A 22625-nucleotide genomic window follows, 5' to 3' on the forward strand; every position below is an offset into this window, starting at 1 on the left:
TTTAGAAATTAAAGTTGATGCCCATCATATACACCTTTGCATTAGGATAAGCTCCGTAGTCGGTTCCGTCGGATTGTACGGATTCGGGGTTGTAACCGCCGTAGTAATGGTCTTTTCTCCAGACATTTTCTAAACTGATATATACTCTCAGATTTGAAATTTTTAATTTACTGGCCAGATCCTGATCGAAATTATATCCTAAAGTCACATTTTTAAGCTGAATATACGTTGCATCATACAGCCATCTTGTATCCAGAAGGCTTCCTGTGGTTCCGTCTAATCTAGGTGTTTTTCCATCTCCGGGATTTTCGTCGGAACGCCAGCGATTCACCCAATTTCCCATGGCATTGACAGTAGTTCCCATCCCTGTGCGATCGATTGCACGACCTAATAAAGCATAACTGTAACCTCCTTTCTGCCCTTGAAAGAAAATAGAAAGATCGAAATTTTTATATGAAAAAGTATTCGTGAAACCCCAATAATAATCAGGAGTCGGACCTCCAATGATATGACGGTCTTCTTCATTGATAACGCCGTCTCCGTTCACATCCCTGTATTTGACATCTCCTGCGATTGCCCCAGTCGTTTTAGCGACACTTGCATTGTTGATGTCTGCTGTTGAAAGTACGCCAATGGCTTCATACAGGTAAAATGAATTCAGCTCCTCGCCTACTTTTATGATATTTGTACTGTTGCTGAAACCTGTGTAAATAGGGGCATTATCAGTACCCAGCTGCAATACTTTATTATTATTGAAAGCAATATTGGCCGAAGTATTCCATCTGAAGGCACCTGTTAAGTTTTTTGTGGTTAATTCCAATTCCAAGCCTTTGTTCTGAACCGATCCTACGTTTTTCCACATCGTTGTATATCCCGTTACAGCAGGTATCGGCTGTTCCAAAAGAAGGTCTTTTGTTTTTTTAATATAATAATCTGCCGTAAAATCTATTCGGTTGAAAAGTCCCAGTTCAAAACCAAAATCCGAGGATTGTGTTTTTTCCCAAGTCAGATCAGGATTGGGAATGGTGTTGGGAATTAACCCGTTTGACAAACTTCCTCCAAATGAATAATTTCCTCCCGAAAGCGTTCCGAATGCCCTGTAATCACCGATTGAATTGTTACCATTTTCTCCCCAGCTATATCTGAATTTAAGGTTATTCAGCCATTTTACATCTTTTAAAAATTCTTCATTATCTACTTTCCAGCCAGCTCCAAATGCAGCAAATGTCCCCCAAAGATTGTTCCACCCGAATCTGGAAGAACCGTCTCTACGAATACTCGCCGATACCATATATTTTTCTTTGTAATCGTAATTGACACGTCCAAACATAGAGATCAGCATCCATTCTGCAGCGGTATACTCAGAATTGAGCACAGATGCCGACTGCGTGAAATTAAACGTTTCCAAATCATCATTCGGGAAGCCTTTATTTCGATTGTACTGAGTCGTTGTTCTGTAATTTTCTGCACTGTACCCCGCAATAGCATTGATATCGTGTTCTCCGAAAGATTTTTTATAGCTTAATAAAGCTTCGCCCAAATATCTGTTGTAATTTACCGTTCTGCGGCTTGCAATACTCACTTGCCCCGGTATATTGGTGATAAGATCGAAAGTCGGGGTATAGCCGTTGTTAAGGTTAAAATTATTCGTTGCCCCTCCTGAAATTTTAATATTTAAATCCGGTAAAATATCATAAGACACATACAAACTCGACAATAATCTGAATTCGTTGGTATTATTGGTCGTTTCCTCCATCACCCCGATCGGACTTTGAGTAGAACCCGCCCATCTGTATCTCGTATTTTTCCAGAAATTGGTGTAAAGTCCGGCGCTCACTTCCGCTACAGGAACCATTGACAACATTTTATGGGCTAGATTGTCTTTTCCATCGACGGTGGCTCCGTAACTTTGAGAATAGCTTGGTCGCAATGCAATTCCGGCTTTCCATTTATCTGAAATATTGACGTCGATAACGGCACTTAAATTAAATCTGTTAAAACCTGTATTAATTGCCAGACCTTCCTGATCAAAATACGCTCCGGAAATCATATATTTCACATTTTTACTTCCCCCTCGAACTGCCAACTGATAACTCTGAATGGCTGCGGGACGATAAAATGCATCCTGCCAATCGATATTAGCCACCTGATTGGTACCCCATCGAGGATCGATCATGTAATTGATATTAGCGAGATTATAATCGGTAGCATTTGCCAAACCAAAATAATTTGCCCTCACCGCATAACTGTCTGACGCTGAATTCCCCGGAGCTAAAGCGACCCATCTTTTATTAATCGCTTCAGTGGCAAAATCAATCCACTCTGAACTGTTCATGATATCCAGCTTCTTTTCAATCGTCTGAACACCGTAATATTGGGAAAAACTAAATGAGGGTTTTCCTGATGTTCCTTTTTTTGTGGTTACGATCACGACCCCATTAGAACCTCTCGAACCGTACATTGCGGTGGATGCCGCATCTTTTAACACTTCAATCGACTGTATATCGTCCGGTGAAATATTGGCCATATCGTCGACAACCATCCCGTCTACAACGTAAACCGGTGAATTACTTGCCGATATGGAAGCCGTTCCACGCACTCGGATTTCCAGCGGTTCGCCTGGTTTTCCCGTTGTCGAACGGGTTTTCACTCCGGCAATCTGACCGGTCAGTGCCTGATCAACCCTCGCAATAGGACGATCTTTAAAACTTTGAGCATCGACCCTGCCGACTGAACCTGTAACTTCCCCTCTTTTTTGCGTACCATAAGCAATCACAACGACTTCTTCGATGTTATTCACTTTGTTGTCAGGTGTTGGCTGCAAAGTAATTTTTACATTTTCCTGATTGGAAATATCAACCGTTTTATTGAGATATCCCTCGTGAGAAATAGCCAAGACAGGCTTATTAACTTCCTCTGAAACCTTGATACTAAAAGCTCCGTCGGTATCGGTGGCCACTTCCTGAGAAGTATTATTGAGTTTCACAACGGCATTTTGCAGGGGCTTTTCATCCTGGCCTAAGATGATACCGGTAACCTGTTTTTCCTGCCCGAAAACAAGACCTGTCGTACTGATTAAAAGACCTAAAATTATTATAGAATTTTTCATTTTTAAGTTATTAATTGTTTAAAGAAATTATCATAACTTTTAAATATTTTCAATGTATCAAATCAAAAATTAGTAAAAGCATCCAGTGAGCTTTCAATATTTGTTTTTATAAAAATATACTTATAGAAAAATTCTGCTATCCTGTAGTTACCTGCTATTATTCTCTTCGATGAGAAATATGATTAAAAAAATTAATTTTACCCCTCTTTATTAATGCAAATAATTTATTTAATGAATATTTAGGAGGTCAAGAAAGAAAAGGTGAAAATGGATGATTTTCGAAGAATTAAAGATTTTTTTTAAATGAAGCTTAGATTGAGGTCAATGATGAGTATTTTGAAAACTAAAAACTTTGTCAAAGTTTAGAACTTTGACAAAGTTTATGGGTTATAATTAGAATGGTTTATTAGAGATTACTTTTGTTGGGAAAAGACAATCTTATTCTAATTTTATTTTTTTACAATTTTTAAATTTTACTTACTTAATCTTTAAATTTTTAAACTTTTACTTTTTATTATTCTTCCGGGATTGCCTACTACCGTACAACCGTCCGGGACATCACTAATGATAACTGCTCCTGCTCCAATGGTACACCATTTTCCGATAGTTATTCCCTGTATGACATTTACTCCGATTCCGACGTGGGTTCCTTCGCCTACATAAACGTTTCCACCAAGTCCGACATTTGGTGAGATATGTACAAAATCTTCGAGGATACAATCATGATCAATAGATGCATTGGTATTCACAATACAGTGTTTTCCCACCTTTACTATTGCATTTATGGTGGCACCTGGCATTACAACAGTTCCTTCCCCGATCTTTACTCTTTTAGAAATGATCGATTTTGGGTGGATCAATGTAGCATAACTGAATTGTTCGTTTTGTGCAACTATTCTTTTTCTTATTCTATTGTGTCCTATAGAAATAAGTATTTCTATCTCTTGCTGCGGAATTTCATTAAGAACAGGATAACTCAGGAGTTTATCTTTCGATGGGTTTTCATCGATATACGCATCAATATTATAACCACATTCTTCAGCGACTTCTGCCACTACTTTACCATGACCACTTGCTCCGTATAAATACATATTCTAACTACATTTAATTTAAATTAATAATTTCCTCTTAAAGCTTCTACCACAGCTTGTTGTGCCTGGTTCATGCCTTCTTTTTTAATTACTCTTTTTCAAGTAAGGAACATCACTCTGCAATCTGTTTGTTTGCAAATGATACATTATCTCTGTATCATATCTCTAATTCAAATTTCATCGTCCGGGAAATCATATTTCTTTCATTTCCCTGCGCCCAGTCTGTAATTCCGGGCTTCTGTGTCTTCTTTTTTGAGATCTAAAGTCTATAATTCATTAAAAAAATTATACACGATATTCTCTTTCTTTAATTAGTTTTTTGTATTCTGCCAATACGGCATTCCAGACCTCTGACTGCTCGTAGCGAGATTCAATCATCGGGCGGGCATTCGTTTTTAATTTTTGATAATACGCTGTGTCCGATTTTATTCTTTCCATGGCCTGGCTAAGCTTTTCACTGTTTTTTACCGGAACGATGACCCCGTTTTGATCTTCCATGATAATTTCGTTGCATCCGTTGATGTCTGAAACTATACTCGGCAATCCCATTGCTCCCGCCTGCATCACTACATTGGGGAATCCTTCGCGATAACTTGGGAAAGCCAATGCGTGAGAAATTGCAAAATACGGACGAACATCACTCTGAAAACCGACCGATATGATATCCGGATTATTTTTAATTTCTTCTAAAATATCGGGACGTACAGGATCCAGCTCGTGTTCCAGCGGACCAACTAACAATAATTTGGATCTGCGTTCTGAATCTTTGTTATTTAAAAGCGTAAATGCTTCTACCAGCTCATTAATTCCCTTATCTCCCAGCAAACGCCCTACAAAGACAAAGACGAAATCACTATCTTCTATATTCAATTCTTTTCTTAAAAGCTTTTTTTGCTCCTCGGAAATTTGTTCGGACGAAAAATGATTCAGGTCGATCCCGTTTACATTTCCATTTCCGATAACTCTTAAATATTTTGAAGTGATTTTGTAATTAATCAAATCTTTTTTCACGCCTTCCCCTTCCGGATAAACATGAGTGGCGGCTGAACACAGCAGCCTGTCCATATTAATAAGAAGCTTCTGCACCGGCCCTTTTCTGGTGGGAAAAATAAGCCCCGTAAAGGTGTGAATCCGGATAGGAACTCCTGCCATTTTCCCTGAAAGCATCGTTAAAAGCCCTGCCTTAGGTGTGATGGAGTGTACAATGACCGGCTTTTCTGTTTTTAAAATTTTATACAACTTATATAGAGAACTCAGGTCTTTTAAAGGACTGATTCCTCTTTCCATGTTCACTTTAATCGTTTTGATACCTTCTCTCTGCTTTACTTCGTCAAGTAACTCGCCTTCTGAAGATATTCCTACAATCTCATAAAATTCGTTTAAGAATTTCAATTGTCCTTTTAATAAAAGATTTAAGGACAATGGTACTGTTGATGTGCGAATTACTTTCTCATTTTTTGTCATACCTTCATTCTTAATTTAGTTTGATGTTCCTGTAATTCATTCTGAAGCGTCGGGCGCCCTATTTTATTGAGGTAAATCTTTTCCTTTCCTACAAGGCAAAGTATCCCCACATACATTATTTTCACTTGGTTGATAATGTATATTTTTAATAAATCCAATGCTCCCAATTGCAGTTTCTTTTTAGCATAAAAAGCCAGATGTAATGATTTTTTATACTTTTTAAAAGAAAAAGAATCAGCTCTGTTATATAAATATCCTATCTTAGGAATAAATGCATACTTCTTTTTTATCAACATTCTGATCATAAAATCCTGATCCTGACCCAACAACAGTTTTTCATCAAATGTAACCTCCCCGATTTCGGAAAGCCTGATGATGGAACATGCGTGCGGAACTGCTTTATAATTGATATAATGATCAAATTCCATAATCTGCTCTTTATCAAATGTTTCCAGAACACCTACAAGCTTGTTATCATGATCAATATATCCTATCGAGCAAGATAACAATGCTATATCCGGATGAAGCTCCATATAGTCATATTGCCATTTCAGCTTATCCGAGTAATAAAGGTCATCTGCATCCAGCATACACATATACTTCGCATCAATTTCCTTTACTTTTTCCAGTGCTATTTTTCTTGCAGCTCCCCTTCCCACATTATTTTCCAGATTGATGATATAAAACCTCTCATCGTTCTGATATTTTTCCAGGATCTTTCTGGTTTCGTCGGTAGATCCGTCATTTACGATAACATTCACCCAGCTATCAAAAGTTTGATCCAATAGTGACCTGATTGACTTTTCAATCGTTTCTGCACCATTATAAACGGGAGTTACTACTGCAATTCTTTCATTCTTCATACTCCTAATTATTTGACCTTAATTTTCAGCAACTGTTCTATTTGATTATCTGTTGTATAGCATTTCCCTATAAGCCCGGAAGCATTATTGGAGATAAATCCGTACAGTTCTTTATCTTTTTGCAAAAGACCGCAATACTTTATATAATCTTCAATAGAATTAAAATTGGTGAGATATCCTGTAAATCCGTGTAGAATATAGTCTGTCATTCCGCCTACAGCATTACCGATCACCGGTTTTCCCAACGCCATTGCTTCCATCACAACACGTGGTAATCCTTCTGTAGATGAGGGATGCAGTAAAACATCCATTTTCCCGAAATACTCCAGAACGTCACTTTTATTCAGTACAATTTCAAAATATTCCTGAAGCTGCTCTTCCTCAATCTGCTTTAAAATCTTATCATAATATTTCTGAGAAGCATCTCCCTGATAAATAATTCCTACCAACAGAATTTTAAACCTTACCTTATCACGCTTAAGCTTTTTCGCAATTTCAATCGTAATATGCTGTCCTTTTGACGGTAAAAACCCACCACAATGCATGATTACAAAAGGTCTGTCCGCTTGGTCATCGCTCCAGTTCGGGATATTTTCTCTGTCTTTAAAGTCATTTAAAAACCCGGTATAATCTATGGCATTCGGTACCGTATAAATATCTTCCAGGGCGGCAAAACCTCCTGAGAAAATGGCCTGTCTCGTTGATTGCGAAACTCCGATGTAGATATCCGTTAATTTTTTAATTAAAATGGTATTAAAGCGGTTAACTGTTCGTGGTAAAAACCATCCTCTTGCAAAAAATGCAATTTTATAGCTTCCGGATTTCGATAATATGGATAATGTTTTGGTATTATTCACAATCACAAGATCCGGCTGAAAATCATTGATCAGTAGTTTTATTTTTTTTCTGTAAGCACTTAGCAATTGCAGATATTTCATGTAATTAGAAAGCATCTTAATTTTATTGCTGCTTGCCAATATGAACGGAGTTTGCCTTTTGTCAAGAATAGAATAGCTGATATTACGCTTTTCCATTGCCTGTACGAAAGGTTCGCAGGTTCCCCAGAAATCTATTATTTTCACCCCATGTCCGTTTTCCTGTAACCGCCCAGCCAATTCTACGGTGCTTTTTCTTGCACCCCCATAGTTCTGAACAGCTTCAACAAATAATATTTTCATGAGAAATTTATTTCTTTAAAATCATCAATAGTTTCATACTCAAAATTTGACTTGGCTTCATGCAAATTCGAGCCTGTATCCTTTTCAGAATAAGACTGAACATTGTAACAGAAATTTACTTTTGGTGACCCCTCTTCACGTAGTCGTCTTTCTAATTTTATGGCACTTTTGCGAACACCAAAAATCTGAACGGCTTCAAGGAAACTTATATTCATTTTTATAGCACTTTCATTGTTATTATTGCAATCTGATAAAATTTGAGGTTATAGTTTTTTTAAGGCAAATATGAATAAACCAATACCACACTTTCAGAGCCATTAATGCTGAAAATATCGTTATTAATTCATTAATAAAAATGATTTTTTTTCAAAACTGTGTGTTCAGATACGAGTAGAAATGATACAAAAATGTTATTCACTAAATAATACAATCTTGCAAATTTATTTCTCGCAAAACCATTATTTAGATTACTATTTTACTACTTTCAAAACAAATATACGAAAAAATAATATATCACAAATATTAGAATAAAAAATCCAATATGAATTTTTGTAAACATTCATATTTTTAACCATAATTCTTTATTATTCAAGAATATGCATTTAAGAAACTGTGGACAATTTCGTATTCTAAATTAACATCTGTTTTATTCCATTTTAGATCCTTATCATAAAAACCTAAGCACTGATCATAAACATACGGTTGAAACCCGTAACTGATCTCTACCACCAATGGCTGATCATTTTCATCAAAAATAAAATCATACGCCACACATATCATATTAAGTTGCCGAGCCGCTTTAAAAGCTATATCTACAGCTTCTAAATTGAATTTTCCCGGAGCAAATTCGAGCATTCCGCTGCCGGAAGCTCTAAAATCATTATTTCGGGTATTCCTTTTTAAATAATAACACTTATTACCAATAACGATAAGCCTTATATCATAGCTCAGGTTCGGAATAAACTCCTGAAAATAGACATAGTTTCTCTGTTTGGGAAAAACTTTATATTGTTTGTCTACAAAAATGCCTTTCCCTCCCCATTTTATAATTCTTAGAAAATTGTGAAGTGTTTTTTGTCTCCGGAACCTTTCGATGGTATCCGTAAAGACCGTCCAGGAATCGAAAGCGTCAAACCCACGACCAAATGCCTGTTTCACCAGCTTTTTGGCCTGTTGTTTTGTTTTTACAAGTTTTACGTTGATGGATCCTGCACCTCCTTTTAGTTTAAAAACTTTCGGAAATGAGGTATTTTCTATATACTTTTCAGCTTCGTTCTGATGATAAAAAACATCTGATTTTACTAATGGAATATCAAGGGCTTCCAGAAGATATTTCTGTGACACTTTATCATCAAAATGCCAGTAAGATTCTTCATTGGGGAATGTTTTTATCCCGATCTGATTAATAGATCTGAACAGGGTTCTCGCCTGCAGCATGTCCTCAAAATAATTCTGATTGAAATGCCACATAAAATGCGTTATCCCATTGTCTTTTATCTGCTTAATAATATCATTATCAAAAGCATTCAATATCACATAAGGTATCTTTTTCTCCTCCAGATATTCAATCCAGCGATCAGAAAAACTTCCTTTACGATGATGTATTCCTATCTTCATTTCTTTCTGTTAAAAAATTTATAATATAATCCTCCACCCATTACACATCTTGCCAATGATAAATTGATAGCAGCCCCTAAAACAGAGTAAAAATGGATCAAAGGATAGGCTAAAACAAATCCCAAAAGGGAAGCAAATAATGTATTCTTCATCACCAGTTTATCCTGACGGTGTACAATAAAATAATTAAGCCCAAAAACATTATATAACGTATATCCAAACAAACCAATCGCCAATATCAGCAATATCCAGAAGGCATTATCATAGCTTACATTCAGATACCAGAAAATTACTTTATTAAAAGCCAACACCCCAATTACCATTACGGTTATCATGATCAGCATCATTTTTTTATACCATTGGAAAGCATCTTTTCTTCGGTTTAAAAAAGGGAAAAATACACGCGAAAGAATTTCAATTAAGGCTACAATTAGATTTATAATCGTTAAAATAGCCTGATAAATACCCACTAACTGTGCTGTTCCAAAGATCCCCAACACAAACGTACTGGTGTTATTATACAACGTAGGAACAAACTGATTGATGAAAATCGGTGAATTCACTTTTATTGTTTTAATAACCGTTTTGTAGGGCAGAAAAATAAACTTCAGTTTATATTTTTTTATCAATAAATACTGTCCTACTAAAGCTGCTCCGATATATCCGGCACTTTGAAGCAGAGGATAAATCCAGAAATCACTTTCTTTTTTAATAAAAATAAAAACGCATAGGGTAAAAAAAAGCTTAATGCCTAAATTTAAATAAGTGATATAACGCATTTTCTCAATCCCCTGAAAAAACCATTCTGGAAATAAAGCATATCCTAATAAGAGTAAACTTGTATAAAAATAAATGACTCTATTTTCATAAAAAGGCGGATAAAAATAAACTACTAATGCAATAACAAGCCATGAAAGCAATAGAAACAAAGCCTTAATTGTTAAAACTTTACTGTAAATAATATTCAGTTTTTTCGGGCTGTCTCTGTAGATAGCCACATCGCGGGTCGCCGTAATCTTGAAGCTATAATCCGTAAGTGCCGTAAAATAAGCAATCAACGATGCCGAAAAGACAATAACTCCATATTTTTCGAACCCAATTACCCTTAAAATATAAGGCAACGTGATCAGAGGCAGCACCATTCCTATGAGCTGCAATGCAGATAATGAAACAAAGTTTTCCAACAATGCTTTTTTATCTTTGGTGTTAAAAATCTTTTTTATCCTGTTAATCATTACTTTAAGGTAATCGTTTCGTCGTTATTTTTAAACTTCTGACCAAAGCCGTTGGCATTTTTTGAAGCTGGATTTATTTTCTGCAGATCGATATTCACATTTACCTGATGCGGAGCCCCTTTAAATGACCTGAATTTCGCAGTTGCATTGTTTTGTGAAGAAAAATTATTCACACTGATATTTCCGCTCAGCTGAGGAAATCCTGCATTTGGCTTATCTCTGGTAACCGCCATCCCGAAGCCTATTTTAGATCCATTATCTTTAAAATTATTGATGGCAATTGAAATGGCTTTCTGCTGTTTTCCAACTATACTTCCGGGAGAAATTACGATTCCGTAATTGCCGTTGTTCTGGGTTTCTATATTGGTAAGCTTTACATTTTTTACTTCGTAATTATTACTGTCCGGCTCAACATCAATCCCCGCCTGAGGATTATGTCCGGACGTATTGGCGATGTAGGCATTTTCTACCACCAAATTGGTAACTCCTCCTATGGTAAGACCATTTCTGCGGTTGTCTTTTAAGATGGTATTTTTTAGTGTTATATCCGAAGAACTGATATTATTTCTGCCGCCGATGCAAATTCCGTCGCCCCAGCAGCTTTCGATGGAAGCTCCGATGATTTTAATATTGCTTCCGGACAAAATATAAATTCCCATTCCCCATTCTCCGGTGGTCGACAAATGTTTGTGTTTGTCCCCGATAAGTGTTGGATAATAAATCGTTACGTTTTGAATATTAAACAAATTAAGAATACCGTTGCGGTCTTTTGCATTGGGCTTCATGATCAGTTTTGAATTTTTCTGAAACAGAATTTTTTGATTTGATTTTAAAGCCAATCCGTTTTCATTAACCAAAACAGGAAAATCAGGCATGATCAACACAGTATTTTCGTTGATCCCTTTTTGTATATAATCGGTATAATCTGTGTCCCCGTTTTTAGAATAGCCTTTTGGCAGGTACGACGTAAGATCTTTCGTTGTTTTAAAATATTGACTTTTAACGGTTGCATAGCCTGAAAAACGGTCTTGTACATACTGCTGACTGTTTCCCAAAAAATACATTAACGCAAAAAATAAGAATATTACCTTTTTCATTTTGTTACATTTAATTTGTTAATCATTGTAAAGAATGGTATAAACACCACTAAATTGATAAATAATGTAGCAGAAATAGAACCTATATTAATCATCATGGAAGTCGCACAGCCAAAAGCCAGAATGATGTATAAAAAAAACAATACTGCCGAATTGGTAGAATAAGCTTTTCTTTCAAATCTAAAGGCTAAAAGCGTTAAAATAAATATATAGATATAAAAAAAATAAATCGAAAAATGATACAATCCTGCTACCGAAACCGGAACAATCTGATCTCTGGAACGTCCCGCTCCGTAGATCTCATTATTGAATTTAATATTTGTCTTATAATTATCATTGGAAAACCTTGACAATACAGGAATATTCTGCGTAATATCCGATACAAAATAATAATACTTTTCAAAAGGATTCACCTGATTTTTTTTATAAGAATCATATCCTATCGCATAGTTGGCCACCCCTCCAAAATAAGCATTCAGATCATGAAGACTGAAAAACCCACCGACATCCGCCTTTTTTGTATTTTCTGAGAATTTAGCCACTGAAGCCAGCAACAATATAATTCCAAAGAACACAGAAGTATAGGTAAGGATTCTTTTCCTGTAAACCGGGTAAAAATAAATTAATAAAAGTACCAGCGGAAAAGTAGCATACACAATACTGAATCGGCTGATCCCCACAATTATCGTCGCATTCATCAATACAACGAGTATTGAAAGGGCAAGCTTTGTTCCTTGTTTTATCTTAAACGAATCTATTGCCGAAAAAATAAAAAGAACGATATACGCCCTCATCACAGGGAACATGATACTTACCAACGGAGAAATAGCCTCGAGGTCACCGGAAAGTTTCAGCTTCAAATAGGTTGAAATATCCCATACGAAACTTAATTTCTGCAAAAAGCTCCTGTTTAAAGCAATAATTAATATAAACAGAACAAATAAGCCGGTATTCACGGTATTAAGCGGTAAAAATTTTAACTGGTTTTTCTCTGCTTTAATTTCCTTTGAATACGTACAGATATGATAAGCTATTAATACAAACAACAGCTCTACCAACATCATAGCAACAGCATAAGGCTCATTAATTGTCGTACTTCCAAATCTCAGTTTATCAGTAGTCAAAAAAAGACATGGAATAACAATATACCGTATCAATTGCTGAATTGTAATGATCCAGAAAATAAAATAAGATTTGAGCTTAACAAATATATTTGAGATAAATAATGTGAAAAAGCCCAGCCCCACCGGTAAAAAATAAACATCCTGATAAGAAGCATTATTCACCTTTCCATAGATTAAAAAACCTATGAAAAAAAACAAAAAACTAAAAGCGAATAAAACTAATTTGAATGATTTATTTACCTCCATGCTCAATACAATGCTTCCTTCTTACTTAAATAAATACTAATGCATTACAATTTCAAATTCGGATGAACTATAGAAAAGCTTAAAAACCTTCTATCCTCAACTTTACCATATTACAATCTGGAATCACATACTTCCAGCACGCCTTTTACATCATAAATTACCCCTTCTTCTTTTAAATACTTACGTAGGTCTAAATTCCTGAATTCATTGTGTGCTACGGTAAGAATGATCGCATCAAACTTCTCTTCCGGAACCTCGTTGACAACCGTAAGACCGTACTCATGCTGTACCTCTGCAGGATCAGCCCAAGGATCAAAAGTAGTCACCTGTAAAGCGTAATCTTCAAGCCCCTGAATGACATCTACTGCTTTGGTATTTCTCACGTCAGGGCAATTTTCTTTAAATGTTATCCCTAAGTTTAAAACACGGGCATCATTTATATTAATTTTCTTTTTGATCATGGTTTTTACCAGCTGTGAAGCCACATACTGCCCCATTGAATCGTTAAGACGACGTCCTGCCAATATGATTTCAGGGTGATAACCGTTTTCCTGAGCCTTTTGAGCCAGATAATAAGGATCTACTCCGATGCAGTGACCACCTACCAATCCTGGTTTGAAGGGTAGAAAATTCCACTTCGTTCCGGCAGCTTTTAAAACCGCATGGGTATCAATTTCCAGAAGATTGAAAATTTTTGCTAATTCATTAACAAAAGCGATATTAATATCTCTCTGTGAATTTTCAATTACTTTGGCTGCTTCCGCAATCTTGATTGTCGGTGCCAAGTGGGTTCCTGCAATAATCACAGATTTATATAAACCATCTACGATTTCACCAATTTCAGGTGTTGAACCGGAAGTTACTTTTAATATTTTTTCTACCGTATGTTCCTTATCTCCGGGATTGATACGTTCCGGCGAGTATCCTGCAAAGAAATCCTGATTAAATTTTAATCCTGAAACCTTTTCCAGAACGGGAATACATTCTTCTTCAGTTGCTCCCGGATATACCGTAGATTCATAGATTACGATATCATTTTTAGATAAAACCTTCCCTACCGTTTCCGAAGCTTTGTACAAAGGTGTCAGGTCGGGGCGGTTATGTTGGTCAACCGGAGTCGGAACCGTGATAATGTAAATATTCGCATCCTGAATATCGCTGATATCATGAGAGCAGAACAATCCGTTTTTATCAGTTTGATGAAAAGGATTTTCCTGTATCAATACAGATTCCAACACATCGTTTTCTACTTCCAGTGTACTGTCTGTTCCTGTTTTCAATTCACCAATTCTTTTCTGATTGATATCAAAACCTACAACCGGAAATCGGGTTGCAAATAATCGGGCTAAAGGAAGACCTACGTATCCTAAGCCGATAACGGCTATTTTATATTGTTTTTCCACAAAGATTTACTTTAGAAATGTTTTATTATTTTAAATTTTCCCAATACCAACTTATAGCTTCCTGTAAGCCTTTTTCTATAGTATGGGTAGGTTTGTATCCTAATAATTTTCCTGCTTTTTCCACCGACGCCAGCGAATGCGGGATATCACCGACACGGTTTGGGCCATAAGTCGCTTCAATACCGGCAATTTTTTCATCGAATTCACTTAAATATTGTTTAAGATATCCGATCAGGTCGTTTAATGTCGTACGATCACCGACTGCTGTATTATAAACTGTATTGATCGCTTCAGGATTTTCAGTCAGCATCGCCAGTTCATTCATCTGGATGACATTATCGATATAAGTAAAATCACGTGAATAATCTCCTGTCCCGTTGATTTTAGGAGATTCATGATTTATTAATTGTTTTATAAATAACGGAATTACAGCCGCATAAGCTCCGTTAGGATCCTGTCTGCGCCCGAATACGTTGAAATATCGTAATCCGATACATTCCATCCCATAGGTTTTTCCGAATACATCAGCATACAATTCATTGACATATTTGGTAATGGCATAAGGTGATAACGGTCTTCCGATGACATCCTCCACTTTTGGAAGCGATGCAGAATCACCGTATGTAGACGATGAAGCGGCATAGATAAAACGTTTCACTTTAGCATCACGCGCGGCAACCAGCATATTCAAAAACCCTGAAACATTCACTTCGTTACTCGTAATAGGATTTTTAATCGACCTTGGAACTGAGCCTAATGCAGCCTGATGCAGTACATAATCTACATCTTCCACTGCCTGCTGACAGGTTTCCAAATCACGTATATCTCCTTCGATTAATTTATAATTTGGATTTTGAAGAAAAGGCTCGATATTATGACGGTGTCCTGTTGCAAAATTATCTAAGCAGACAACATAATAACCTTTATTTAAAAAATACTCTGTAAGGTTGGAACCGATAAATCCTGCTCCCCCTGTAATTAAAATTTTCTGCATTTCTATGATTTAAACATTTTCTTCCACCAACTTTTCTTATCATTCGTTTGACTGTAACCATAACCGTAGCTATAGTTATATCCATAACCTCCTGCGCGTTTTGAAACATCGTTAATGACAAAAGACACATTATTTAATTTTGAATCCTTCACTAAATCATTAGCAAAATTTATCAATATATTTCTCGATTCTCCGGATCTCACCACATATAATGTAGCATCTGCGGTATCTGCGATACTTAGCGTATCCGAAACCAACATAAGCGGTGCAGAATCTATAATAATATAAGCGTATTGAGAAGACATCTGCTCGATAAGCTTCTGATATCTTCCATTAGAAAGCAATTCTTGCGGATTGGGAGGAATTGTTCCTGCATATATCACATCACATGCAGGATTGGTCGTTGATGTATGGATAAGTTCTTCTACATCTACCGAATCATCATATAAATATTCTGTAAGACCTTTTCTTTTCGTCGGTTCGTTATCATACCTCTGAATTTGAGGGTTACGAATATCTGAGCCGATAAGAAGAGCTCTTCCGTTTTTATTGGCTAAAGTAAGGGCAAGATTCACAGAAACAAGGGTCTTCCCTTCTCCTTTTACCGAAGATGTCACCATAATTACTTTGGCAGAATCTTTTATTGGTAAAATAAATTTAAGATTGGAAACAAGTACCCTGAATGCTTCTGCCAACTCCGAAAAGTCGTTTTTCTGTACCAGATGATTTTCATTGTCTTTAAGTGAAGGTATATCAACCAATACTCCCAGCCCGGAACGTTCTTTAATATCGTCTCGGCTGTAGATTTTGTCATCCAGAGTGAATGATATGTAGAAAACTGCAAAAGGAAGCAATAATCCTAGGAACAAAGCTCCTGCAAAAATAATATCTTTTTTGGGTGATACAGGAAGATCTTCTGTAAATGCAGGATTTACAATTTTGGCTTTTGGTACATCTACTGATAAATTAATCGCATTTTCTTCCCTTTTCTGTAAGAGAAATAAAAAGAGTTGCTCTTTAAGATTTTGCTGACGCTCTATTCCTCTGTATACTTTAGATTGCCCGGGAACCTTTTCGATGACAGTATTGCTAGTTGAAATTTGATTTTGTAATTGAGCAATACCCTTCTGTACAGTTGCTTTCTGTTCATTTATATTATCACGAATGACTTCCTTCAATGAGGCAATTTCTCTATTCATTTCTATAACAGCTGGATTTTCATTAGTTGCCTGCCTCAGAGTCTTGTTTCTGGTAATAAGAAGCTGATTATATTGAGAAATCGATTGCTCTAATGAAGGGTTAAGCCCAAGATTAGAAGGCATAAGCTGATTATTATTTTTTGAAGCTTCTGCTGTAAGAGAGTTTAGAAGATCTAGTTGTGTTTGCTGCTGTAGAAGAACTTTGGTGTTTTCACTCGTATTTTGAAGTGCTAATTCTGCCTGTGCCTGCAAATCAACGATACGATTGCGGTTTTGGAAATCTTCTTTCTGGTTTTCTACTCCGGAAAGGTCTTTGGTAATTACTTCCAGTCTTTTATCGATAAATTTCTGAGTATTTTCAGCCTGTAAATTTTTATCTCTCTGCCCGTCCAGATTATACTGTTTGGTAACTTCATTAAGGATAGCTTCGGATTTTTCGGGAAGAGATCCGATAAGGCTAATGTCCATTAGCATAGCTTTCTCATCCGGAAGATTGACACGAATTGTCTTTTCCAGTTTCTTTACTTTGTCCATTGGACTCGAAAAAACAATTTTATATTCTGATTTTAAAACAAATTGAGGTTTTATTTGCAATACAACCGTTCCGAAATCCAATTGTAAAGGCATATTGAATTTCCCTGTAATTTTCTTTTTTTTCTCCGTCTCAAGGGTAAACTGATCACCTTTTATGTCTGTTACCGTACATTGAGAGGGTGCAAATTTTTCATCCTTGTAACTTAATATCTTTGCGGTAATAGGCGCTTTTGAAAACAATTGCGAGTCTTTAATCTCTCCTGCAGTGAAGTATTCTACATTCAGATTAAGGTTATTTACCACCTGCGTGAGGATCGGACGTGAGTTTACCACTGCCGCCTCACTTTTCAGTTCATCAGCATTACCGAGACCTATCCCAAGATTATCAAGATCAGCTAAAGCTGAGGAAAGATCATTTTGCTTTTTATCAAATTTAAGGGTGGTTTTCGATTGATATTGGGGTACACTGTACCTTAGGTAAATATAAGCTCCCGTTACAAATACCAAAATAGAGGCAATAAACCACGGCCATTTATACAGGTATTTAGAAATCGTTTTCTTTATATTTAATTTTTCTTCCTTTGCCTGAAAGTCTGTCTGCTGCATATTTTATTTTATCGTCGAGTTAAAGCAATAATAAGAGTACCTGCCGTAAGTAAAGCACCAATGATCTGGAATGTAAGCGCTCTGTTCGGGTTGCTATTTGCCTGAACCTGCTTATTCTTATCCGGCTGCACATAGAGAATGTCATTCTGCTTCATATAATAATAAGGCGAGCTTACAATATCCGATCTGGTAAGGTCTATATTCACCACCTGATCTACCCCGTCTTCACCGGTACGGATCAGTTTTACATTGGTACGGTCTCCAAAATCGGTCATATCTCCTGCAAGACCCAAAGCCTGGAAAACATTGATCTTTTGAGAAACACTTTCTTTCTGCCCCGGATCTTTTACCTCTCCTAAAATGCTGACATTGAAGTTTTTTAAAGTAATCGATACCATTGGATCTGTAAGGTATTTCTTCAGACGGGCTTCCAAATCCTGCTTTAGCTGTACCTGTGTCATTCCTTTACAATAAATACTTCCTATGACCGGAAAGTAGATATATCCTTCTTCATTTACGACATATTCGCTGGGCTGTACATATTGGTTCATACCGGCACCGGAATCGCTTCCGACTTTATTTGTAGTATTAAGGTTAAAGGGTTTTACAGCAATTTCATCCAATGCAGAGACAAGAATAAGGAGAACGTCTCCTTCCTGGATATGTAGTCCCTGATATTTTGCTTTCGTAACTTCCTCTTCCATATTATGCTTTGACATATACACCATATTCTGCTTGGGTTTGCATGATAATAAAATAACCGACAACAGGATTATATATGTAATAATAGATTTCTTCATATGTTATTTATTCTACTGAAATTTATGTTAAATCGTAATAAAATCATCAATTAAACCATAAATATTGCATATTTTTCATTAAATTAATAGATTTCACATAATAGTGAAACGAGAATTTATGATATATATTATTTTTAAGATCAATTCTTTTTGTAGCAATTTTTATTCCGATTGAGGATAAAATGGTAAAAATATTTGTTTATTTTTAGTTTAAGTTTAACGTAATTCAAACTATGTTATTGATATACTTCATGTTCCGGTGTTTTATCCAGAACCTCAAATTCTGAATTATTACTGATAAATTCCGGCACAATGGTCTTCAATATTTTTACAACCTGTAGCCTGTCTTTTTTTATTGCTGCCCGCATAATTTGATTACATAAAATTTCTATCTCTTCAAATTCCATCACCGGATCTCTTGAAATCATGATTTTTTCATGATGCGTAGGAATTGTTGTGGAATTGTCTGTCAACAGTTCTTCATACAGTTTTTCACCCGGTCTCAATCCGATAAAATCAATTTTAACATCTACATCCGGCGTGTATCCTGATAATTTTATCATTCTTTTTGCCAGATCAAGAATCTTAACGGGTGTACCCATATCAAAAACATAAATTTCACCTCCTTGCCCCATTGTTCCTGCCTGTAGAACCAGTTCGCACGCCTCAGGAATCGTCATAAAATAACGGATGATCTCCGGATGGGTGATCGTCACAGGCCCTCCTTTTTCGATTTGTTTTTTAAAATGCGGAATGACTGAACCATTGGATCCCAGTACGTTTCCAAATCTTGTGGTGATGAATTTTGTTGTATTATCTGATGAATTTTGTAACGACTGTACAAACAGTTCTGCAGCTCTTTTAGAAGCTCCCATCACATTGGTGGGATTCACAGCTTTGTCGGTAGAGACCATTACAAAACGGTTGACATTATATTTTTTGGATAAAAGTGCCAGATTTTTAGTTCCTCCGATATTCACAAAAATAGCTTCGTGAGGGTTCTTTTCTATTAAAGGAACGTGCTTATAAGCCGCCGCATGATACACAGTTGAAAACTGATAATCTTCAAATAATTTTTCAAGTCTGTAAATATTTGAAATATCGGCCAGCACAAATTCAAACTTCTGTTCCGGAAACCTTTCCAACAACTCGAGTTCAAGCTCATACAGGGGAGATTCTGCCTGATCAACCACCACAATAATCGATGGATTAAACTGAACCACCTGTCTTACGATTTCACTTCCAATAGAGCCTGCACCACCTGTTACCAAAACACTTTTGCTGAAATGGCGTTTTTTCACCTCTCCATTTTCTATTTTAATGGGCTTTCGGTTCAGCAAATCTTCGATCTGAAGCGGACGGATACCTCCGATGATGCCACCTTCATTCATTTTATTAATAACAGGAGCTTTTAGTATTTTCAATCCTTTATTTAAGGTAAGATTTGTCCATTCTTCCATTTCCTGTTTGGGCATATTTTCTTTAATCAATACCGCATCAATTTGGTTTGACAGATTATTAGCTTTAATGAATTCTCTTTTATTATAGATTGTATGTCCCAGTAATCGCGCTTTTTTGGAATCCAGCCTGGTGCTCAGAAATCCTGTAAGCTGATAAGGATGACGACGATTGTGAATAATGGCATTGGCTAATGACACCGATTCCTCATCCACTCCTACCACTGCAATTCTTATTTTAGAGGAAGAATCTTTAGGATCCATAAGCATCTTAAAAAGCTGCTTGGTAGCCATTCTGAAAAAGAACATCAGAAAAGTGGAAATGAAAAAAAAGAAAAAAAGCACGGGATTTACATACACGGATTTCCCCCATACCGATTCTGCTAAAAAATTGAACCCCAGCAAAACAACAAGCGTGCTTCCTGAAGACCAGACAATTCTAAAGAAATCAAAAAAAGTGGAATGCCTTATGATTCCGGCATACGTTTTGAATAGTACCATAAACAGAATATTGACCGCAAGAACGGCCACTGTTTTTTCATTATGGTATTCGATAAAATTAATTTCCGTATTCAGATTTTTTAGGATCAGATTAGAAATTAAGAGAGAAAAAGAAATGATTGAAATATCGATAAAAAAAACTAACCATCTAGGTATATACCTTAATTCTGTGATTTTAAAAACATTCCCCATACTACAAAAACCTATAAATATCTTTTTTTAAAATTAATTCAACATTTGGTGGGTTTTTATTATTAGGCAAATGTAGTAATTATTATTAATATTTTTAATCTTGTATATTAATTTTTTAATTTCATTTCATTAATATTAATTAAAATAAGTAAAATATTTCACTACAATTTACACCATAACTTGAAGAATTACAGCACATAAAAACAAAAAAAGCCTTGTTAATTTTTGGTTAACAAAAGCTTTGAATTTCTTTTTTAGTTTAAAAATAAGTTAAGCAGTTAAAAATGCTATTTCAACCTGCAACTTTAAAAACGATCTACTTTAAAAGGTCTCCCATTCCGAATTTAACTAATGTTTTTGCGTATTCAGCTTCTACAGCTTCATTAGCTCTTTGTACAAACTCACCTGTCGTAGGATCGACTACCGTTCTTAAAGGTCTTTGTCCTTTTGATAAACCGATCAGTTTTACCACTGCATCTGCTACATTCTGCGGATCAGGCTTTACATTTTCGAACATTTCACCCACAGCTTTTCCCATTTTATGCGGAAAATCAGCAATGGCTTGATATCCGTCTACCACTGAGCTATCGGATCCGAATTTTACTTTCTGTGCCATTTCAGTAGGAAAAGCTCCCGGCTGAAGAATCGCAACATCAATCCCTAAAGGTCTTACCTCATAGTGCAGACCTTCGCTTACTGCTTCCAAACCGAATTTTGAGGCACTGTACATGGTAGAAAAAGGAAAGGAAAATCTCCCGAAACCGCTTGTTACATTGATAATCAACCCTTCTGATTGTTTGCGCATAGACGGCAGTACCATCTTCATCAATCTCCATGGACCTATAACATTGATGTCGAATATTTCCTGCACATCAGCCGTGGTAAAGCTTTCTGCCACCCCATTTCTTGCGAAACCGGCATTGTTTACCAATACATCTATTTTTCCTTCTTCGGCTATGATGGTATCAATTGCTTTTTTCACGCTTGCTTCATCTGTTAATTCAACATCCAAAACAGTTACGTTGTCCAATTGTTCCAGAGCCTGTGCTTTATCTGCATTTTTTGTGGCGGTATCCCTCATGGTAGCGTAAACCTTGTGTCCTAAAGCTGCAACGCTATGAGCTGTTAACCATCCAAATCCACTATTTGTTCCTGTAATTAATACTACTTTTTTGTTCATTTTATTTTTCTCTATGAATTTTAATGCTACAAATTTCGGTGTTAAAAAAGACGAACCGTTTACCAATTGGTAAAAAATGATGTTACCGGATATTTTTTCTTATTCTGCTCAATGACTGCTGTGTAATTCCCAGATAAGAAGCGATATATGAAAGAGGAATACGGTTAACCAGCGCCGGAAACTTTTCAATGAAAGACAAATAACGGGTGGTAGCATCTTCGGAAATCAAAGGGCTTCTTCGTTCTATGGCTTCGGTAAGGCATTTATTAAGTATTTTCGTTTCAATTTTATCCCAGTCAATGATGGTATTTGCGATGTCTTCCCAATCTTTTCTCGAAAAAACAAGCAGCTTAGCATCCGTCACCGCCTGTACATATTCGGAAGCAGTTGCACGGTCGGTGAATTTTTGATAATCATTTACAAAATTATTTTCATCAACAAAGAAATGGGTAACCTCCGTTCCCTTATTGTTGTAATAACAAAAACGGAATACACCTTCAAGAATAAACCCGGCATATTTCGGAACTTTTCCGGCTTCTGAAAAATATTCGTCTTTACGAAGCTCAAGCACTGTTGCCTTGCTTTCAATAAAATCGATCTGTTGCTTGTTCAAATTACCAAACCGTAAAATATATTCAATCATTTTTTCCATATAGTAAATGTAATTATCATTATTCTGGATACAATTAACATATGGTAAAAAGCGCAAGATTGACTTCACTTTCATTTTTAATT

17 protein-coding genes are annotated in these 22625 nt (G+C 36.1%); all 17 read right to left on the bottom strand.

What is annotated here, in order from left to right; genetic code table 11:
• Nucleotide 1: 1 nt before the first annotated feature.
• The gene (locus BMX24_RS08080) at nucleotides 2-3109 is read right to left on the bottom strand and encodes a SusC/RagA family TonB-linked outer membrane protein (RefSeq protein WP_089791521.1); all 3108 of its coding nucleotides are present in this window, start codon (nucleotides 3107-3109) and stop codon (nucleotides 2-4) included.
• A gap of 488 nt (nucleotides 3110-3597) precedes the next feature.
• Nucleotides 3598-4200, bottom strand: coding sequence for an acetyltransferase (locus BMX24_RS08085; protein WP_089791522.1), 603 nt, complete (start codon nucleotides 4198-4200; stop codon nucleotides 3598-3600).
• 285 nt (nucleotides 4201-4485) lie between these two features.
• Complete coding sequence (locus tag BMX24_RS08090) at nucleotides 4486-5664, bottom strand: glycosyltransferase family 4 protein (protein ID WP_089791523.1); 1179 nt, start codon at nucleotides 5662-5664, stop codon at nucleotides 4486-4488.
• A complete protein-coding gene (locus BMX24_RS08095; RefSeq protein WP_089791524.1) occupies nucleotides 5661-6527 on the bottom strand; it encodes a glycosyltransferase family 2 protein in 867 nt (288 codons plus the stop codon). Before BMX24_RS08095 ends, BMX24_RS08090 begins: the two co-directional genes overlap by 4 nt.
• An 8-nt stretch (nucleotides 6528-6535) precedes the next feature.
• Entirely contained in the window at nucleotides 6536-7705 is a 1170-nt protein-coding gene (locus BMX24_RS08100) for a glycosyltransferase family 4 protein (RefSeq protein WP_089791525.1), read from the bottom strand.
• Nucleotides 7702-7920, bottom strand: coding sequence for a hypothetical protein (locus BMX24_RS08105; protein ID WP_089791526.1), 219 nt, complete (start codon nucleotides 7918-7920; stop codon nucleotides 7702-7704). Before BMX24_RS08105 ends, BMX24_RS08100 begins: the two co-directional genes overlap by 4 nt.
• Nucleotides 7921-8293: 373 nt before the next feature.
• A complete protein-coding gene (locus BMX24_RS08110) occupies nucleotides 8294-9322 on the bottom strand; it encodes an ATP-grasp domain-containing protein (RefSeq protein ID WP_089791527.1) in 1029 nt (342 codons plus the stop codon).
• Nucleotides 9319-10506 carry an oligosaccharide flippase family protein gene (locus BMX24_RS08115; RefSeq protein WP_262485635.1) on the bottom strand — a complete coding sequence of 396 codons (1188 nt, stop codon included), beginning with the start codon at nucleotides 10504-10506 and terminating at the stop codon, nucleotides 9319-9321. Before BMX24_RS08115 ends, BMX24_RS08110 begins: the two co-directional genes overlap by 4 nt.
• A gap of 50 nt (nucleotides 10507-10556) precedes the next feature.
• Complete coding sequence (locus BMX24_RS08120) at nucleotides 10557-11654, bottom strand: right-handed parallel beta-helix repeat-containing protein (protein ID WP_089791529.1); 1098 nt, start codon at nucleotides 11652-11654, stop codon at nucleotides 10557-10559.
• Entirely contained in the window at nucleotides 11651-12940 is a 1290-nt protein-coding gene (locus tag BMX24_RS08125) for a hypothetical protein (RefSeq protein WP_139176783.1), read from the bottom strand. The genes BMX24_RS08120 and BMX24_RS08125 overlap by 4 nt, the downstream gene beginning before the upstream one ends.
• 194 nt (nucleotides 12941-13134) lie before the next feature.
• Complete coding sequence (locus BMX24_RS08130) at nucleotides 13135-14427, bottom strand: nucleotide sugar dehydrogenase (RefSeq protein WP_089791531.1); 1293 nt, start codon at nucleotides 14425-14427, stop codon at nucleotides 13135-13137.
• Nucleotides 14428-14452: 25 nt separating this feature from the next.
• The gene (locus BMX24_RS08135; protein ID WP_170835670.1) at nucleotides 14453-15421 is read right to left on the bottom strand and encodes an SDR family oxidoreductase; all 969 of its coding nucleotides are present in this window, start codon (nucleotides 15419-15421) and stop codon (nucleotides 14453-14455) included.
• Nucleotides 15422-15423: 2 nt separating this feature from the next.
• A complete protein-coding gene (locus BMX24_RS08140; RefSeq protein WP_089791533.1) occupies nucleotides 15424-17760 on the bottom strand; it encodes a GumC family protein in 2337 nt (778 codons plus the stop codon).
• An 8-nt stretch (nucleotides 17761-17768) separates the two neighbouring features.
• The gene (locus BMX24_RS08145; RefSeq protein WP_228404733.1) at nucleotides 17769-18479 is read right to left on the bottom strand and encodes a polysaccharide biosynthesis/export family protein; all 711 of its coding nucleotides are present in this window, start codon (nucleotides 18477-18479) and stop codon (nucleotides 17769-17771) included.
• 317 nt (nucleotides 18480-18796) lie between these two features.
• The gene (locus tag BMX24_RS08150; RefSeq protein ID WP_089791535.1) at nucleotides 18797-20710 is read right to left on the bottom strand and encodes a polysaccharide biosynthesis protein; all 1914 of its coding nucleotides are present in this window, start codon (nucleotides 20708-20710) and stop codon (nucleotides 18797-18799) included.
• A gap of 316 nt (nucleotides 20711-21026) precedes the next feature.
• On the bottom strand, nucleotides 21027-21890 hold the full coding sequence (locus tag BMX24_RS08155; protein ID WP_089792830.1) for an SDR family oxidoreductase: 864 nt from the start codon (nucleotides 21888-21890) through the stop codon (nucleotides 21027-21029).
• 82 nt (nucleotides 21891-21972) lie between these two features.
• Nucleotides 21973-22542: a Crp/Fnr family transcriptional regulator gene (locus BMX24_RS08160; RefSeq protein WP_089791536.1), complete on the bottom strand. Its 570-nt coding sequence runs from the start codon at nucleotides 22540-22542 to the stop codon at nucleotides 21973-21975.
• Nucleotides 22543-22625 lie beyond the last annotated feature (83 nt).

The organism is Chryseobacterium wanjuense, assembly GCF_900111495.1.
In the GTDB taxonomy this organism is placed as follows: domain Bacteria; phylum Bacteroidota; class Bacteroidia; order Flavobacteriales; family Weeksellaceae; genus Chryseobacterium; species Chryseobacterium wanjuense.

Bases quoted from the DNA above. Each gene is read 5' to 3' on its own strand.
- BMX24_RS08080 (WP_089791521.1), bottom strand. From the start codon at position 3,109: ATGAAAAATTCTATAATAATTTTAGGTCTTTTAATCAGTACGACAGGT.
- BMX24_RS08085 (WP_089791522.1), bottom strand. From the start codon at position 4,200: ATGTATTTATACGGAGCAAGTGGTCATGGTAAAGTAGTGGCAGAAGTC.
- BMX24_RS08090 (WP_089791523.1), bottom strand. From the start codon at position 5,664: ATGACAAAAAATGAGAAAGTAATTCGCACATCAACAGTACCATTGTCC.
- BMX24_RS08095 (WP_089791524.1), bottom strand. From the start codon at position 6,527: ATGAAGAATGAAAGAATTGCAGTAGTAACTCCCGTTTATAATGGTGCA.
- BMX24_RS08100 (WP_089791525.1), bottom strand. From the start codon at position 7,705: ATGAAAATATTATTTGTTGAAGCTGTTCAGAACTATGGGGGTGCAAGA.
- BMX24_RS08105 (WP_089791526.1), bottom strand. From the start codon at position 7,920: ATGAATATAAGTTTCCTTGAAGCCGTTCAGATTTTTGGTGTTCGCAAA.
- BMX24_RS08110 (WP_089791527.1), bottom strand. From the start codon at position 9,322: ATGAAGATAGGAATACATCATCGTAAAGGAAGTTTTTCTGATCGCTGG.
- BMX24_RS08120 (WP_089791529.1), bottom strand. From the start codon at position 11,654: ATGAAAAAGGTAATATTCTTATTTTTTGCGTTAATGTATTTTTTGGGA.
- BMX24_RS08135 (WP_170835670.1), bottom strand. From the start codon at position 15,421: ATGCAGAAAATTTTAATTACAGGGGGAGCAGGATTTATCGGTTCCAAC.
- BMX24_RS08140 (WP_089791533.1), bottom strand. From the start codon at position 17,760: ATGCAGCAGACAGACTTTCAGGCAAAGGAAGAAAAATTAAATATAAAG.
- BMX24_RS08145 (WP_228404733.1), bottom strand. From the start codon at position 18,479: ATGTCAAAGCATAATATGGAAGAGGAAGTTACGAAAGCAAAATATCAG.
- BMX24_RS08150 (WP_089791535.1), bottom strand. From the start codon at position 20,710: ATGGGGAATGTTTTTAAAATCACAGAATTAAGGTATATACCTAGATGG.
- BMX24_RS08155 (WP_089792830.1), bottom strand. From the start codon at position 21,890: ATGAACAAAAAAGTAGTATTAATTACAGGAACAAATAGTGGATTTGGA.
- BMX24_RS08160 (WP_089791536.1), bottom strand. From the start codon at position 22,542: ATGGAAAAAATGATTGAATATATTTTACGGTTTGGTAATTTGAACAAG.